At 54.6% G+C, this 15,640-nt stretch carries 15 protein-coding genes; 11 read left to right on the plus strand and 4 right to left on the minus strand.

What is annotated here, in order from left to right:
• Positions 1-34 precede the first annotated feature (34 nt).
• The gene (locus tag EKM90_RS08870) at positions 35-1,543 is read right to left on the minus strand and encodes a helix-turn-helix domain-containing protein (protein ID WP_125581800.1); all 1,509 of its coding nucleotides are present in this window, start codon (positions 1,541-1,543) and stop codon (positions 35-37) included.
• Positions 1,544-1,633: 90 nt separating this feature from the next.
• Here EKM90_RS08870 and recX point away from each other — a divergent pair, with 90 nt between their 5' ends.
• The 7 genes from recX (at position 1,634) to EKM90_RS08905 (ending at position 8,165) form a co-directional block, all read left to right on the plus strand.
• Entirely contained in the window at positions 1,634-2,440 is an 807-nt protein-coding gene (gene recX / locus EKM90_RS08875) for a recombination regulator RecX (protein WP_125581802.1), read from the plus strand.
• On the plus strand, positions 2,433-3,395 hold the full coding sequence (locus tag EKM90_RS08880) for a LacI family DNA-binding transcriptional regulator (RefSeq protein WP_125581804.1): 963 nt from the start codon (positions 2,433-2,435) through the stop codon (positions 3,393-3,395). Before recX ends, EKM90_RS08880 begins: the two co-directional genes overlap by 8 nt.
• 118 nt (positions 3,396-3,513) lie before the next feature.
• Complete coding sequence (locus EKM90_RS08885) at positions 3,514-4,902, plus strand: 6-phospho-beta-glucosidase (protein ID WP_125581806.1); 1,389 nt, start codon at positions 3,514-3,516, stop codon at positions 4,900-4,902.
• 937 nt (positions 4,903-5,839) lie between these two features.
• Positions 5,840-6,376 carry a nucleoside tri-diphosphate phosphatase gene (ntdP, locus tag EKM90_RS08890; protein WP_125581808.1) on the plus strand — a complete coding sequence of 179 codons (537 nt, stop codon included), beginning with the start codon at positions 5,840-5,842 and terminating at the stop codon, positions 6,374-6,376.
• Between the two features lie 73 nt (positions 6,377-6,449).
• Positions 6,450-6,965, plus strand: a complete 516-nt coding sequence (locus tag EKM90_RS08895; RefSeq protein WP_125581810.1) for a hypothetical protein — start codon at positions 6,450-6,452, stop codon at positions 6,963-6,965.
• Positions 6,952-7,569, plus strand: a complete 618-nt coding sequence (locus EKM90_RS08900; protein WP_225422801.1) for a sugar O-acetyltransferase — start codon at positions 6,952-6,954, stop codon at positions 7,567-7,569. The genes EKM90_RS08895 and EKM90_RS08900 overlap by 14 nt, the downstream gene beginning before the upstream one ends.
• 11 nt (positions 7,570-7,580) lie before the next feature.
• Entirely contained in the window at positions 7,581-8,165 is a 585-nt protein-coding gene (locus EKM90_RS08905; protein ID WP_125581814.1) for a TMEM175 family protein, read from the plus strand.
• Positions 8,166-8,207: 42 nt separating this feature from the next.
• On the opposite strand, the gene EKM90_RS08910 is transcribed toward EKM90_RS08905, so the two are convergent.
• Positions 8,208-8,639, minus strand: a complete 432-nt coding sequence (locus EKM90_RS08910) for a GNAT family N-acetyltransferase (protein ID WP_125581816.1) — start codon at positions 8,637-8,639, stop codon at positions 8,208-8,210.
• A gap of 149 nt (positions 8,640-8,788) precedes the next feature.
• Between EKM90_RS08910 and EKM90_RS08915 the strand changes: the two genes are divergently transcribed.
• The 4 genes from EKM90_RS08915 to EKM90_RS08930 all read left to right on the plus strand — a co-directional run bounded on the left by EKM90_RS08915 (position 8,789) and on the right by EKM90_RS08930 (position 14,074).
• The gene (locus EKM90_RS08915) at positions 8,789-9,919 is read left to right on the plus strand and encodes an AI-2E family transporter (protein WP_125581818.1); all 1,131 of its coding nucleotides are present in this window, start codon (positions 8,789-8,791) and stop codon (positions 9,917-9,919) included.
• Positions 9,920-9,953: 34 nt separating this feature from the next.
• Complete coding sequence (locus EKM90_RS08920; RefSeq protein ID WP_125581820.1) at positions 9,954-11,300, plus strand: hemolysin family protein; 1,347 nt, start codon at positions 9,954-9,956, stop codon at positions 11,298-11,300.
• A gap of 344 nt (positions 11,301-11,644) precedes the next feature.
• On the plus strand, positions 11,645-13,222 hold the full coding sequence (locus EKM90_RS08925) for a peptide chain release factor 3 (RefSeq protein ID WP_125581822.1): 1,578 nt from the start codon (positions 11,645-11,647) through the stop codon (positions 13,220-13,222).
• Positions 13,223-13,252: 30 nt separating this feature from the next.
• Positions 13,253-14,074, plus strand: a complete 822-nt coding sequence (locus tag EKM90_RS08930) for an enhanced serine sensitivity protein SseB C-terminal domain-containing protein (RefSeq protein ID WP_125581824.1) — start codon at positions 13,253-13,255, stop codon at positions 14,072-14,074.
• Positions 14,075-14,218: 144 nt separating this feature from the next.
• Here the strand turns inward: EKM90_RS08930 and EKM90_RS08935 are convergent, their stop codons facing one another.
• Positions 14,219-15,298, minus strand: coding sequence for a MucBP domain-containing protein (locus EKM90_RS08935; protein WP_125581826.1), 1,080 nt, complete (start codon positions 15,296-15,298; stop codon positions 14,219-14,221).
• 53 nt (positions 15,299-15,351) lie between these two features.
• The gene (locus EKM90_RS08940) at positions 15,352-15,636 is read right to left on the minus strand and encodes a DUF1827 family protein (protein ID WP_125581828.1); all 285 of its coding nucleotides are present in this window, start codon (positions 15,634-15,636) and stop codon (positions 15,352-15,354) included.
• Positions 15,637-15,640: the final 4 nt, after the last annotated feature.

Genomic DNA, 15,640 nt, shown 5'->3' on the forward strand with positions numbered 1-15,640 from the left:
AGACGTCGCAGAAATTGAAGCGGCGTCTGTTTTATTAATCATGGATAATGCGCGGCTTGACCTGCGATAGCGTGCTGAGCAGGTTGAAGAAGTCCTCGTCAGCGACTTCCGGCTGCCAGTGAATCACGGTGACCTGCTTGAGCCGTTCAGGACTGTAGTAATCTTTCAGCACTTGCGGGACTGACAAGCTGGTAATAATCACATCTGGCAACACGTTGCGCGCCGGCGACACCAGGTCGATGAAGGTGAGAGCGTTTAAGAAGCTGTTCAAATCCCGGCTCATGAAGGTCCCAGCATCGACAATCACCGCCACTTTGAGCTGATGGTCCGCGTTGAGGCCAGGGAAGGCCGGGGCAAGCAGAAGATACAGCACCTGATACATGGCATTGTAGTAATCGACCAGCGCCCCGACTTGACAGCGATCCAGATGGTCGAAATACGTTTTGATCAATGACGGTAAGCGCCCACTTTCGGCGAGGTCGCGATTGAGATCCATAAAGTCCAGCCGCTTGGCAAAGTCGCCTTGTAGCGTCAGGTAAGTATCCGCTACGCGGTGGAGATTGACATTAAGCATCGCCAGCTGGCTTTCCTCTTGACGGTCAGCCGGCGGGCATTGGGCTTGCAGATAGCTGAGCAGGCCATGGGCAAAATGATGGGCGCAAGTGGCAGGTTGACCCAACACGCGCATCACGGCTTGATCGCGTGCGCTGACGGTGTGGCTGAGCGAAATGAAATGCCAGCAGGCGAAGTCATAGAAGTTGCGTTCACATTGGCGCTGAACCTTGGTCAGTGGCGGTAGCGCTTCAGCGGGGAAATCGGTGCCTGGCGCCCGGAACTCGGCGAATAAATCAGGGATACGATCTGGTACCGCCAAAATGTGACCTTGCTCAATCCGCATGGCCTGCACCGCCAGCAACAGTAATTCTTGCTTCATCGAGGTGGTGGACGGCCCGAACAGCCGCGCTTGGCCTTGGGTTAGGTAGAGGTAGCGCTGCTTAGCCGTCTGAAAAGCGCGTTCGCTGAACGGCCATCCCACCCCGCGGTAAGCCATGTTGTAGAAGGTGAGAATCAGCATCCGGGCCTTGAGCTCATCGCCTTCGAGGGCCCAAGTGCTGGTATTGAGGCGCAAACCTTTGCTGGTTAAGTAGCGCTTGAAAGGGGCAATCCGGCGGCGTAAGGTAGATATACTGAGACCCCAGTCGCTGCAAAATTGATGGACATCTGGGGTGCTCTGGCGAAAGGCATAGTCGAAGAAGCGAAACGCCATCGAATCGCTGAGCAGAAAATAGCGATAGTCATCCACGGTGACGTCGGCGCTGAGCCGGGCATATTCGGTTTCGTTCAAGGGACCCGAGCCATGGGCGTTTTTCGCTTGCAATGCTGTCATGATGTCTTGGAAGGCGTTATAGGCTTGTGAGTAGCTTAACTTGGCCTCCAGACTCAAGCGGTTAATGGTGAAACTGTCGTGTTGGCGGGCCTTGAGCAGCCGAAAAACATGGTAATTCGTCTGGGTGTGTTTGTCATAGAAATATGCTTCAAACATCCTGTCAGCCCCCTCACGATTAGATTTAAGTCTTTTACTCAGTATACCATAGCGAATTAATTATTTTGTGCACAAGACGAGGTTGAACGCATGCAAACAATCACAAAAATTACCGCCCAAAAACACCGCGGCCGCTACAACATTTTCTTGGATGACCACTATGCTTTTCCTGTGAGCGAGAGTACGCTGATCAAATTCCGGCTGGCCAAGGGACTGGCGCTGGAGCCGGTGCAAGTGGCGGCCATCAAGAACGAGGAAGTGGCAGCGGTGGCCAAAGCTACGGCGCTGAATTATATTAGCCACCAAATGCGCACGGTGCATGAAGTGCGTCAGCGGCTGCGCGAAGACGAAGTGCCAGAAACGGTCATCACGCAAACCACCGATCAGCTGAAGGCCTTGCATGTGCTGGATGACGGGTTATATGCGGACACGCTGGTGCGCGATAATCTGGCCATGGGGGAACGCGGCCCGCGCCAAGTGGAGCAGCGCTTGCGCACCAAAGGCATTCACGAGCGGCTGGCCGCCGCGGCTGTTGCTCAAGTGACCCCGGCACAATGGGCCGAGGTGGCGCTGCGGGTGGCGCAAAAAACCGCCCGGCGCACCACCCGCCGAGCGTTCAACGACCAGCAAAATAAAATCCGCCTGGCCTTAATGCAAAAGGGCTTTACCACCGATCAAACCAGTGCTGCGCTGGCGAGTTTAGCGCTTGATCGTGACGACGAAGCTGAGGCGGATTTGCTGGAACGGGCAGCGGCCAAGCAGTGGCGCCTCAAACGCAAGTACGAAGGGTATGAGCGGACGCAGCGGGTGCGTTTGGCCTTGTTGCGCAAAGGCTTCCAGAACGATGCAATTGAGCAAGTCTTGCAGCGGTTAGCGCAGGGGGCTATTGATGGCTAACATTCAAGCAGTGGCGCGCTTCGCCGGGACATCGCGGTCGACCGTTTCGCGGGTCATCAGTGGCAATCCGCATGTCAGCCCAGCCGCGCGGGCCAAGGTGCTGGCTGCGATTAAGGCGCTCGGCTATGTGCCGAACTCATTGGCCCGGCAAATGCGAGCGCAAAAATCTCATACCATTGGCCTGCTGACGGCCGGGTACTTTCCCACGTTGGGCGATTTTTTGAATGAATTTGCCCAGGCGGCCCAGCAGTACGGCTATCACGTGAACATTTATGTGACCCGCAATGCCGAGGAAGAACGCGCGGTGTTGGCTAATCTGGAAACGCACTTGTTGGATGCGGTGTATTTGATGACGCAGTTCAATGACTGGTCGGTGATTGAACAATATGCCCAGTTCGGGCCAATCGCGACCTGGCGCCGCCTGGATTCGCCGGTGATCTATTCGTCTTATGTTGATCACTACCCCGTGTATCTGGAAATTTTAGCCTATCTGGCGGCTAAGCACTTCACACGCATGGGGCATGTGTTGAGCGCCCCCAGCAGCACGAACACCAAGGCCCGGCTGCAGGCGATTCAGACCTTTGCCAAGGCCCACCCGAGCATTGATCAAAGCTGGCAGATGTTCAGCCCGGTCCAAGCCGGCGCCGGTAGCAAAGCGGCGCAGCAGTGGCTTGCTGATGCCCACCGGCCGCCAGCGGTGATTATCTATTCTGATTATGTCGCCGCCGATTTTATCGCGACCTTGCGCCAAGCCGGCAAAACGGTGCCACGAGACTGCCAAGTCTTCGGGTTTGATAATTCAGCGTTTGGCCGCGTGATGGGTCTCACCACCATTGACCCCAAGCTGGGCCAGCAAGCGCAAAACGCGTTTGCTTATCTCTACAATCAGCTCCATGAACAGCAACTTTCCATCACGCCCATCACGCCAGTCATTGTGCGGCGGGAGAGCTGTTAAGGCCAAGCCGAATCGCGAAAGATTCGGCTTTTTTGATGGTTATGGCTTGACGTGGGATCAATCCCACGCGGTAGGGTGAAAGCGTAAGTAAAATCATTCACAAATGGAGGTCCTGCTCATGAGTCGTGACGCATTGAAAATGGTAACCATCGGTGGGGGTTCGAGTTACACCCCTGAATTGATTGAAGGCTATATCAAACGCAAAGACCAACTGCCGATCAAAGAAATTTGGTTGGTGGATATTCCGGCTGGTGAAGAGAAACTCAATATCGTCGGCAATATGGCCAAACGCATGGTCAAAGCCGCCGGGCTCGACTGGGAAGTGCATCTGACATTGAACCGCCGTGAAGCGTTGCAGGATGCCGATTTCGTCTCGACGCAATTCCGCGTGGGGTTGATGCAGGCGCGCATCAAGGATGAACGCATTCCCGGCTCATACGGCTTTTTAGGTCAGGAAACCAATGGGGCGGGCGGCATTTTCAAAGCCTTTCGCACGGTGCCAGTGATTTTGGACATTGTCAAAGATATGAAAGAATGCTGTCCCGACGCGTGGCTGATCAACTTCACCAACCCGAGCGGCATGATCACCGAAGCCATTCAGACCTACGGCAAGTGGGACAAGGTGATTGGGCTGTGCAATGTGCCGGTGATGGCGATGATGACCGAACCCGAATTGATTGGCAAGCAGCTCAAGGACTTGACCTACAAGTTTGCCGGCATCGATCATTTCCACTGGCACCGCGTGTTTGATCACACTGGCCGGGAAGTGACCATGGACATTGTGGCGAAGATGTACGAAGGGGATGCCGGGTTGCCGAAGAACATCTTCAACGTCCAGTTTTTCCGCGAACAGCTGGAAGAGATGAAAATGATTCCTTGCGGCTACCACCGCTATTACTACCGGGAACAAGAAATGCTGGACCACAGCCTAGAAGAATTCAACGGCGAAGGCACCCGCGCTCAGCAGGTGATGCGAATTGAAAAGGAACTCTTTGACTTGTACAAAGACCCGAATCTGGATTACAAGCCGAAGCAACTGGCCGAACGCGGTGGGGCGCATTACTCTGATGCCGCCTGCGAGGCGATTGCCTCAATTTATGCCGACAAACGCACGCATATGGTGGTTTCCACCCTTAACCGTGGCGCCGTGCCAGACTTGCCAACGGATCATGTGGTGGAAGTATCGGCGCAAGTGGGCGCAGCTGGCGCGATTCCGCTGACTTTTGGCCGTTTCCAACCAGCAGAACGCGGCTGGTTGCAACTGATGAAAAACATGGAGCTGGTCATTGACGAAGCCGCGGTCACTGGCGACTATGGCTTAGCTCTGCAGGCGTTCACTATGAACCCGATGATCCGCTCTGGGCAGAAAGCCAAGGATCTCTTGGATGAAATGCTGGTGGCCAACAAGCAGCACTTACCACAGTTCGCCAAGAAAATTGCCGAGCTTGAAGCCGCCGGTGTCCATGTCCACGATGACGTCGCGGCGCATATCGACGAAACCATCTAAGCTTTTCGCGGGGGCTGTGACGAAAGGCGGTTTTGGAGCCGACAGGTAGCCTAGCCATCTACCAAGTCCGAACTTTGGACTCGGTGGATGGCGTAGCTAGCTGCTCGGCTCCGGCCTTTTGGCACGTAACTCTGCTGGAACATTCGGAGTGAATGTGGGGGCTGGCGCGGGTTACGGTGGTGGGCTCCGCTGGTGGGCGGCTGGCTGTGCGGCCGGTTCGAGCCGAAAAGCGGTCTCGAACCTAAAGTTAAAGCCGCCTTCGCTGCGCTCAATGGCGTCTTCAACTTTGCCGCGATTGGCTCTGGGAAGCCCAGCTAAGCGCGCTGGTCTTCCGGTCGCCAATCGTTTCACTGCCAGCCACCTGCCAGCTCCGCCCACCGCCGCAACCCGCTTGATAATAGTAGGATGACCGGCTAGCAGCGAACGGTGGCGGGGAAGAGCAGAATTTGGCGAGAAGTCCCAATGGTCGCTGTTCAAGTCACCGCCAAAAACGCCGGCATGATATGGAGCTTACAACTGGCGAAAACGGCCCATCGGCTGGATTGAACAGTAGGCTCACCACCGTAGGGCAGGACCGCCGGAGCAGGCAGGGGCTCAGTGGTGAAATTGTTCTTAGCCAACTTGTTGGCTTAGAACAAGCCGCGACTTTGAGACTCGAAGAGGCTCAAAGCGCTGGCCACCACGTTCCAGCCACTGCCTGCGGAGGCGGTCCTGCCCGGGCCTAATTTCATCGCTTCTTGTAGTTGCGTTGCGGTTGGCCAACGCCGGAGTGGCTAGCTACGCGACGAGCATCGAAGAAAAAAAGCAGCTTCAATACTCGTCGCTAGGCTACCCATCCGGCTAAATGCGGCCAACCTCCACAGCCTGCCTTTCTTGCTTTCGGGCTTTCTGGTATACTGACTTTGACAAAAGATAATTGCTGAAAGCTGGACATACTATGCGGATCCCTAAGGAAGGCGACTCGATCGCCATTCAGAGCTACAAGCACGATGGGAGCCTGCACCGCACATGGCGAGACACGATGGTTCTGAAAACCAGCGAAGATGCAATTATTGGTTGTAACGATCACACCCTTGTGACCGAATCCGATGGCAGACGGTGGCTGACCCGCGAGCCAGCAATCGTGTATTTTCATAAACATTACTGGTTCAATGTGATTGCGATGATCCGCGAAGGCGGCGTGTCGTATTACTGCAACTTAGCCAGTCCTGTGACGTTGGATCAGGAAGCGCTGAAGTATATTGACTACGACCTGGACGTTAAGGTTTTCCCTGATGGCGAAAAGCGGCTCCTCGATGTGGATGAATACGAAGCGCACAGTCGAAAATGGCAATACCCGGCCACCACGGATCGCATTTTGAAGGCGAACGTGCGGGTGTTGGTCGATTGGATTAACCATGGTAAAGGCCCGTTTTCACAGGCCTATGTTGATCTGTGGTACAACCGGTACTTGCAGTTGTCTCACCGGGTGTAGACCCGAAGCCGCGCGGTTGCGGTTAGGCGCGAGGGGAACCTCGCGTTTTTATTTATGGAAAAGAGGAAAATAAATGACAGCATTACTGAATCAGCCTGCGAGTCAGTTTATCGGTAAGGTGTACACTGCCGCCGATTCAGATCAAATGGGGACGTTTTTTACCTGCTGGCAGGAATTCGAAGCGGCCGGTTCCTTTCAGGCTTTAGATGCCGTGGTGCCGACGCCAAATCGCGCGTACCTGGTGATTTTCTCGCCTTACGATAACTTCCAGTACTGGATTGGCAGCTTGGCCGAAGCTGATACGCCGGTGCCAGCGGGACTGGAAGGCGTGAAGCTACCAGCCGCCACCGTGGGCAAGGCCAGTAAGCCGGCGAACGGAATTTTGAATCAACTGCCGGTGCAAACCACTTTCGCCAAAGGCCTAGAAGTGCTTGAAAAAGCCGGCTTCCCGATTCCGGCGCATATTGGCCAAACTGACAATCCGTATTACATCGAATCGTATCCGGTTAAGGCTGGTGAAGTGGCCAGCGTTGACTATCTGCTGTACATCAATGAAAATCAACTGGAGGGCTATGATGAGTTCGATTGATCACGACCGCATGGTAGCAGGGCAGCTGTATCGCGCCGATGCCGCCGACCTCGCCCGGCAAAGGCGCCAGGCGCGGCAGCTGACAGCGCAGTTTAATGCCCTGGCCACCACTGAGGAAACGAAGCGGGCGGCCTTGCTCCAGCAACTGTTTGGCGCGATTGGGACAGGCGGCTATATTGAACCGAATTTGCGGGTTGATTACGGCGTCAACATCCACATTGGCCAGAATTTTTATGCCAACTACGATCCCATCATGCTGGATGTGGCGCCCATCACGATTGGCGATAATGTGCTCTTTGGCCCGCGGGTCAGCTTGTTGACGCCAGGCCACCCGCTGGACGCGGATATTCGCAACTCTGGGGTCGAATACGCCCAGCCCATCACGATTGGCAATAATGTCTGGCTCGGCGGCGAGGTGACGGTGCTACCTGGCGTGACGATTGGCGAAAACACCATTGTCGGCGCGGGGAGTGTGGTGACGAAGGATTTGCCTGATTCAGTGATTGCAGTGGGTAATCCGGCTCATGTGCTACGGCCGCTGACTGCTGCGGATCACGACCGCTGGGTGCAGGCCAAAGCCGAATATGACGCCGCCATCAAGTAGGAGGACTAACCATGCCCAAAAGTCGCCTTGAAGCCTTCACCGATGGGGTGATCGCCATTATCATTACCATCATGGTGCTGGACCTGCACGCCCCAGAAGCGGGTAGCTTCGCGGCGCTGTGGGGGATGCGGAGCGTTTTTTTGATTTATCTGATTTCCTTTTTTACCATGGCGGTGTACTGGAACAATCATCATCATTTGTTTTTGTTGATCAAGAAAATCAGTGATCGCGTCCTGTGGGCCAACTTGGCTTTTTTGTTTGCGGCGTCATTGATGCCGTTTGCCACGTCTTGGGTCGGCGCGCAACACTTAGACAGCTATGTGCCTGAGATGACTTACGGCGTGGTGATGCTGCTGATGGACGTGACTTTCTGGCTGCTCATTCGGCTGTTGATTCACGCTGATCGCCACAACACGGCGCTGGTCGGATTGCTGGGCGAAGGCTATTACAAACCGCTGGTGACCATCAGCGGCAATGTGCTGGCGATTTTGCTGGCGTTTCTATGGCCGCCTTTGACCATCATTGTGGACGTGGCGCTGCTAGCGCTGTGGGCTCAGCCGGAAAAACGCATCGAGCACCATGTTCACCATAGTTAGAATCGAAAACGGCCGGCATTTTTTGCCGACCGTTTTCTGATTCTAAAGGGTTAATTGCATTTCGCGGTGCCGGATGCCGGCATCTAGAAATTCTGGCCGGTCCGTGAGCTGGTAACCGAGGGCTTTATAGAAGCCCACTGCCTGCACTTGCGCGTCGAGGCGCATCGTGTCGATGCCATGCCCTTTGGCGTAGGCCGTGAGCTGCTCCAGCAGCACTTGGCCTACGCCATGGTGCCGGTAAGCTTTCATCACTGCCACGCGCTGAACGTGGTAGCCGCCGTGTTCCGGCAGCAGACGAGCGGTGGCGACAGGCAGGCCGCTATCATAGGCGACAAAATAGATGGCTTTGGCTTCGTCTGCGTCGACTTCGCGGTCGGCCGGGACGTGTTGTTCGTCGACAAAGACGGTGGTGCGAATCATTAAGGCATCTTGATAAGTTTGGGTAGCAAGATCAGTGGTGATTTTAAATTCCATAGGTCAGTGGCTCCTGTTTTTGGGATGACTTATTATAGCATCACCAGTCAAAATGAAAATAGCTGCTGCGGCCGGTCATCATTGACATTACAAAGGTGGTATAATCCGATATACTAAAGTTAGTGAAAATCTTGTGAGGAGGGATGGCTTTGTTTGAACGGTTACGCGAATCGCGGCTGATGTACTGGTCGCTGGAGGCGCTGATCATTGTGATCTTGATCATCTGCCTGTCCAACTTAAGCTTTTTGTTTGCGCCCATCGCGACGTTCTTTTCCACCTTGCTCATTCCTTTTCTGGTGGCGGGATTTTTGTTCTATCTGTTCAATCCTTTAATTAATCTCATGACCAAAGCGCACATTCCTCGCGCAGGCGCCATCATCTTTGTGTTTCTCGTGGTGATCGGCCTGATCGGGCTGTTGATTGCCACCATCATTCCGAACTTGATTGACCAGGTTACGCAGTTGGTCACCGGGTTGCCGGCGCTGTTGAAGAGCCTGCGCGCAGAGCTGTCAGAGTTGTCCCGGTATCGCTGGTATCAACAATTTGGCGTGGCCAAATTGATTGCCAAACTGAAAGTCGAACCGGCGACGATTTTGCCGAAAATACTGGGCGGCTTCACCAGCGGGGTGCCGAGCTTGATTGGCTCTGTCGCTGGCACCGTCATCAGCGTCATCACCATTCCCGTTTTGCTGTTTTACATGCTGAAAGATGGCGAACGGTTGGTGCCGGCGGTACAGCGAGTGTTTCCCGATAAGTACCAAACGGAAATCAGCACGGTGTTCACTCGGATGAGTTCGACCTTGTCGCATTACATCGCTGGGCAGGCGATTGAGTGTTTGTTCGTGGGGAGCTTCACCTTTATCGGCTATCTCATTATCGGCATGCCCTACGCGTTCTTGCTGGGCTTCATTGCCGGCGTGGTGACCATCATTCCCTATCTCGGCCCGTACATTGGCATCGCGCCGGCGCTGATGGTGGCACTGACGCAAGGTTGGGGCAAGGTGGTGCTGGTAATTGTGGTCGTGCTGATTGTCCAGCAAACCGACGGCAATCTGATTTATCCGAATGTTATCGGCCGCAGCTTGGATATTTATCCGTTGACCATCATTGTGTTACTGCTGGTGGCGGGCAACCTCTGGGGCATTCTCGGCACAATTTTGGCGGTGCCAGCTTACGCGGTGGGTAAAACCACCGTCACTTATGCTGCTGAGCTCTATCGCTTCCACAAGCAGCAGCGGCAAAGTGAGCAAACGCTGCTGCAAAAACCGAAAGCACGTTAACGCCATCCCGGCGAGTTAAGAAAGGAAAGTTCTGATGAGTGGTGATTCTGCGGGTCCTTTATGGAGCCAATTATTACTGATTGTGATTTTGACTGTGATCAATGCCTGCTTTGCAGCGGCAGAAATCGCAGTGGTGTCGTTGTCCCGATCGAAAATGGAAGGCCAGGCTAAGGCCGGCGATAAAAAGGCGGCCAAGTTGGTCACCATTATGAATAACTCGACCAACTTCTTGGCCACGATTCAAGTCGGCATTACCTTCGCTGGCTTCTTCGCTTCGGCTTCCGCAGCGACCACGTTAGCGTCCCGCCTGGAGCCGGTGTTTGGGGGCTTGAGTTTTGGCCATGAGCTGGCGGTGATTGTCGTCACGCTGATTTTGTCCTACTTCTCGCTGGTGTTCGGTGAGCTTTATCCCAAACAAGTGGCGCTCCAAATGACTGAACGAGTGGCGAAAGCGGCGGTGACGCCAATTTCTTGGCTCAGCGTGGCGCTACGGCCCTTCGTGTGGTTGCTTTCAGCGTCCACGAATTTACTGATGAAGGTAACGCCGCTGAAGTTTGCGGCGCAAGGCGACCAGGTCACCCGTGAAGAAATGGTGTCCATGATCGAAAGTGGCAAGCAATCCGGGGCGATTGACAAGGACGAGTACGAAATGCTGGAAGGCATCATCAGTTTGTCCAATAAGTTGGCCCGGGAAGTGATGGTGCCGCGGATTGATGCTTTCATGGTGAACGCTGATGAGCCTGATTCCGAAGCGATTGATGAAATCCTCGGCAATATCTACTCGCGCATCCCGGTTTATCAAGGCGATAAGGATCAGGTGGTCGGCATTGTGCATGTGCGCAACTTGCTGCGCGCGGCCCGCAAAGTCGGCTTTGAGCAGGTGCGGCTGGAAGACATTATGACGGAACCGTTGTTTGTGCCAGAAACCATCAGCATTGACGATCTGCTGACAGAAATGCGCATTCGCCAGCAGCAAATGGGCATCTTACTTGATGAATATGGCGGCGTGGTTGGGATTGTCACGATTGAAGACCTGATTGAGGAAATCGTCGGTGACATCGATGACGAATCGGATTCGGCGACGGTGAACTACACCAAGCTCGATGAGGATGATTTTCTGGTCAACGGCCGGATGACGCTGAATGACCTCAATGCGGAATTTGGCCTGAATTTGACCGCCCCTGATGTGGATACCATCGCTGGTTATATGATTAATCAGCTTGGCGCCATTCCGACTAATCACAAAAAGGAAACCATTCCGATTCCCGGCGGCACGTTGACATCTGGCAAAATCGAAAAGTCGCGCCTGATTAATGTGCATTTGCACTTGCCAAAGCAGCCGCAAGCGGCCGGACCGAAACGTGAAGGTGGGGAAGACTAAGAGTAAGGCCTTGAGCTAGGCTACTCGTCAGGCTAAGTGCGGGCTCGCTCCACAGCAAGTAGTTGCGCTCCGGCGGGCAACGCTGGAGTGATTAACTACGCCCAGGGCCTCGAAGCCAAAAGCAGGCTTCAAGGCCCTGAGCTAGGCTAATCATCCCGCTAAGTGCGCCCGCCTCCGCAGCCTGCTTTGCGCCTTTAGTTGCGGTGGTTCCTTGTATTCACTATAATATTAAAAAGACCTAGTCTCGGTGGACTGTTGCCGGGACTTATTTTATGAAGCGAGGTTGGGCCAATGTGAGTGCGCGGTTGTCGATCGCTGGCGGGATTTTGAAAGGAATTTAAGTTATGAAACCACAAGAATTAAAGGATGAGGTGGCCAAACGGCGGACGTTTGCGATCATTTCTCACCCCGATGCCGGGAAAACGACGATTACCGAGCAGTTGCTGTTGTACGGAGGCGTGATTCGCGAAGCTGGGACGGTGAAGGGGCGCAAGTCTGGCCACTTTGCTAAGTCTGACTGGATGGCCATCGAAAAGCAGCGCGGGATTTCGGTCACTAGTTCGGTGCTCCAGTTTGGCTACCAAGGCAAGCAAATCAATATTTTGGACACCCCTGGGCACGAAGACTTCTCCGAAGATACCTACCGCACCCTGATGGCGGTGGACGCCGCCGTGATGGTCATTGACTCGGCCAAAGGGATTGAAGCCCAAACCAAAAAGTTGTTCAAGGTCGTCAAACAGCGCGGTATTCCAATTTTCACGTTCATGAACAAACTGGACCGCGATGGTCGTGAACCGCTGGATTTGATTGCTGAGCTGGAAGACTTACTGGGCATCGAGGGTTACGCGATGAACTGGCCGATTGGCATGGGTAAGGGCCTGGTTGGCTTGTACGACCGCGTCGCCAATCGGATTGAGCTCTATCGCGACAATGAAGCCGGCGAGAAGTATCTGCCGCTGAACGCAGATGGTGAGCTCGACCCAAGTGAACCACTGACCAATGAATCGATTTATCGCGACACGTTGGACGATATTGAACTGCTCAATGACGCCGGCAACCAATATGATTTGAAAAAAATCATGCGCGGCGAACAGACACCAGTATTCTTCGGCTCCGCGCTGACGAACTTCGGCGTTCAGACCTTCTTGGACCACTTCGTCAACATGGCGCCGGAACCTGGTCCGCATCGCCTGCTTGATGGCACGGAATTGTCCCCAACGGCCCCAGATTTTTCTGGCTTTGTGTTCAAAATTCAGGCTAACATGAATCCTAATCATCGCGACCGGATTGCCTTTGTCCGCATCGGCGCCGGCGAGTTCGAGCGTGGCATGGATGTCACCCTGACCCGCACCGATAAGAAGCTGCGGCTGAACAATTCGACCGAATTCATGGCCGATAGCCGGGAGCAGGTCCAAACTGCAGTGGCCGGCGATATCGTCGGCTTGTATGACACCGGGAATTTTCAAATTGGCGACACGATCTATGCCGGGAAGACGCCGGTGGAATATGAGAAGTTGCCACAGTTTACGCCAGAGTTGTTTATGCGGGTGACGCCGAAAAACGTCATGAAGCAAAAGAGTTTCCACAAGGGCATGCAGCAACTGGTGCAAGAAGGCGCCGTGCAGCTCTATCGCACGTACACCACCAACGATTACATTCTCGGGGCGGTGGGGCAGCTGCAGTTTGAAGTCTTCAAGTTCCGGATGCAAAATGAATACAATTCGGAAGTCGTGATGAGCCCGATCGGTAGCCGCGTGGCGCGCTGGATCGACCCTGATCAGTTAGATGAAAAGATGAGCAGTACGCGGAATTTACTGGTCAAGGATATGCAAGGCCAGCCGCTGTTCCTGTTTGAAAACCAGTACGCAGAGCGCTGGTTTGCCGATAAGTATCCTGACGTGAAATTAACTGCGAAACTGTAAGCACCGCGGCAGGCGGAGGAGGAGTTTGAAATGACAGAAAACGAGCACAATTTGGCCGTTCAAGGCGTCACGAATGATGGCTTGCTAGCTAAGTGGAACAGCTACCGGCTGGAAGACAACGATGAAAACATGAGTGCCTTTCTTGAAGAACTGATTGAACACGCAACGCTTTTGATGGTGGTGTTGGCGGATCAGGAAATCAAAACTGATGAAGCCGGCAAGGCCCAAATGGACGCCGACGTCGACATGAAGTTCCCGCTGATGACCACGCAGGACAATCGCCAGATCCAACCACTGTTCACCGACTGGCAGGAAGTCAACATGATGTTCGACAACTGGCACAATGCCGGCTTGGATGAGAATGTTGACCGCGCCTCAATTTTGCCCATCAATTTTTATGACCTATCTGAATTGATTAAAAATAACGATTCGGTCAACGGCATCGCTATCAATCCTTTCGCTGATAACATCTTCCTCGACCGGCCAATGGTGGCTGATTTGGCCAAGCAGGCGCGCGCGCATCATGCCGACAAGGACGAGGTGCAGGTGGCGGTCAGCGACCCAACTGATTTGCCGAAGGACCTGTGGCCGGCGCTGAAAGCTAAGCTGACCAAGGCGGAATCCGTCAAGCGGGCTTGGCTGCGGCTGATGCATTATGATGGCACCGAGCACCTGATTTTGATCGTCGATGCCCCTGATGAAGATGCTGCTGCTATGACGGCATTGACCGAAGCCTTGGGTCAAACCGGTGAGAAATATCTTGCCGATGTGGAGCTGGGGATGAGCGCCGTTGGTTATGATGACGACACCGCGCCTATCGTTGCCGGCGTGGATCCACTATTCACGCGTTAATCGCTTGTTGCCCTCACTGCTTTGGCAGTGGGGGTTTTGCTTTATTAGGCTGGCGTCGCGCAGGGGCCACTGGCAGCACAAAATGAGCCACGCAAAAAGGCCATTGGCGGGAATTCCTAGAATTCGCCACCAATGGCCTTTTGCCTAGCTGGTTGATGCTTCTGCTAATTTAAGATACAGGCCCTGGACATAAGCGCCAGTGCTGAGCTGATACCACTGGCTACCATCACTGACCACCGCCAGTCGAATCAGTTGCACCGTGCTACCTGCGGCCAAGCGGTCTGGTTTAACCATTTCGTAAGGCGCGGTCCATAAGGAAACGCCACTGAAGGTATCGACGACGGCGACCTGTTGAATCGGCGTGAAGGTCACGGCCCGGGCCGGGTCAGGGAGCCGCAAGGTGGCAGGCGCGGGCAGGTAGGGATTGGTGTCCTGCGGCATGGTGAGATCAGCGGTAATCCACAGACTCCCGCCTAAATCGAGCCAAATGTCACCGGTGGCACTTTGCGCAATGCTGAAGACGCGCCAAAAAGAATGCAGCGGTAAGGTGCGGCGGTAGGCGCTGGGCGCGTTGGGCGTCGCGTAGGCTGGTTTGGCGCCCAGCAGTTCCACATAGGTGGCCGGAGCGGCCTCGCGCGTGAGCTCAGGGCTGAGTTGATAACGGAAGCGCACTGTCTGCGCAGTTTTGGTGAAGTGTCCTTGCTGAGTCGCGGTTTCGCCGGCGGCAAGCGGGTAATCTGCCAGCGCGTGCGCCGTGAAGCTGGCATTGAGAGGGCCAATATGTAGCTGGGGCGCCGTTAAGAGATGGCCTTGCTCGTCGCGGTGATAAATGGTAACCGGGGCGGCCAGATGCGGTTCGTATAGAAGGTAGATGACCTGGTTGGTTGGCGGAAAGCGGTCAATATAGCCGGTGATTTCGACAAGCTCATACCCGGGTAGCACTGGCCACGGGAAAGTCAGCTTAGCGCCAGTCGGGCCGTGCAAATATTGAGCCGGATAGAGGGCCTTTTGCATGCCGCGCTGCCGGTAATAGACGGCAACGCGCACGTTGCGGCTCGTTGGGCCGGTGGCTGGCGGTAAGCTGTTCGCCACCCGTGGGGCATTAGTGGGCCGGTTGGGGGCGGGCTGCGGTTGCCCCGCCGCCGGTTCGGCATGTGGCCGGGTTGGCGGTTGCCGCCGGGCAGGGCGCGTGAAGAGGGCTTTTAGCGTTGAAAGAAAACTCATGGTGACCTCCTAGCAGACAAAAAAGGCGCCATGTGCTGGCGCCTGGCCTTTAATCAGATTTCTTCCGTGGTCAAGGACACTTCGGCGAGCTTATCGCCGCGAATGACGTTGACATCCTTAAAGGCGACATTGGAGAGCTTATCCAACGCAAAGGCAATTTCTGGATCTTTGATATTGCGCCGCTCATTGGTGAACAGTAACTCATCGTGGCCCTGCGCCCTGGTGAAAATCACTGTGGTACTCCCTAGGGAATAGACCTTGATATAGTTCGTGTCGGTATGGGCGAGCTGCTGTGCCACCAGATGCGGGTAGCTATTGGTGTTGTCGATCAACCGCATAATG

The sequence above is a fragment of the Lacticaseibacillus suibinensis genome, assembly GCF_003946175.1.
Taxonomy (GTDB): Bacteria; Bacillota; Bacilli; order Lactobacillales; family Lactobacillaceae; genus Lacticaseibacillus; species Lacticaseibacillus suibinensis.

What these genes read in the sequence shown, in the direction of transcription:
- EKM90_RS08870 (WP_125581800.1), bottom strand. Translation starts at nt 1,543, where the DNA reads ATGTTTGAAGCATATTTCTATGACAAACACACCCAGACGAATTACCAT.
- recX (WP_125581802.1), top strand. Translation starts at nt 1,634, where the DNA reads ATGCAAACAATCACAAAAATTACCGCCCAAAAACACCGCGGCCGCTAC.
- EKM90_RS08880 (WP_125581804.1), top strand. Translation starts at nt 2,433, where the DNA reads ATGGCTAACATTCAAGCAGTGGCGCGCTTCGCCGGGACATCGCGGTCG.
- EKM90_RS08885 (WP_125581806.1), top strand. Translation starts at nt 3,514, where the DNA reads ATGAGTCGTGACGCATTGAAAATGGTAACCATCGGTGGGGGTTCGAGT.
- ntdP (WP_125581808.1), top strand. Translation starts at nt 5,840, where the DNA reads ATGCGGATCCCTAAGGAAGGCGACTCGATCGCCATTCAGAGCTACAAG.
- EKM90_RS08895 (WP_125581810.1), top strand. Translation starts at nt 6,450, where the DNA reads ATGACAGCATTACTGAATCAGCCTGCGAGTCAGTTTATCGGTAAGGTG.
- EKM90_RS08900 (WP_225422801.1), top strand. Translation starts at nt 6,952, where the DNA reads ATGAGTTCGATTGATCACGACCGCATGGTAGCAGGGCAGCTGTATCGC.
- EKM90_RS08905 (WP_125581814.1), top strand. Translation starts at nt 7,581, where the DNA reads ATGCCCAAAAGTCGCCTTGAAGCCTTCACCGATGGGGTGATCGCCATT.
- EKM90_RS08910 (WP_125581816.1), bottom strand. Translation starts at nt 8,639, where the DNA reads ATGGAATTTAAAATCACCACTGATCTTGCTACCCAAACTTATCAAGAT.
- EKM90_RS08920 (WP_125581820.1), top strand. Translation starts at nt 9,954, where the DNA reads ATGAGTGGTGATTCTGCGGGTCCTTTATGGAGCCAATTATTACTGATT.
- EKM90_RS08925 (WP_125581822.1), top strand. Translation starts at nt 11,645, where the DNA reads ATGAAACCACAAGAATTAAAGGATGAGGTGGCCAAACGGCGGACGTTT.
- EKM90_RS08930 (WP_125581824.1), top strand. Translation starts at nt 13,253, where the DNA reads ATGACAGAAAACGAGCACAATTTGGCCGTTCAAGGCGTCACGAATGAT.
- EKM90_RS08935 (WP_125581826.1), bottom strand. Translation starts at nt 15,298, where the DNA reads ATGAGTTTTCTTTCAACGCTAAAAGCCCTCTTCACGCGCCCTGCCCGG.
- EKM90_RS08940 (WP_125581828.1), bottom strand. Translation starts at nt 15,636, where the DNA reads ATGCGGTTGATCGACAACACCAATAGCTACCCGCATCTGGTGGCACAG.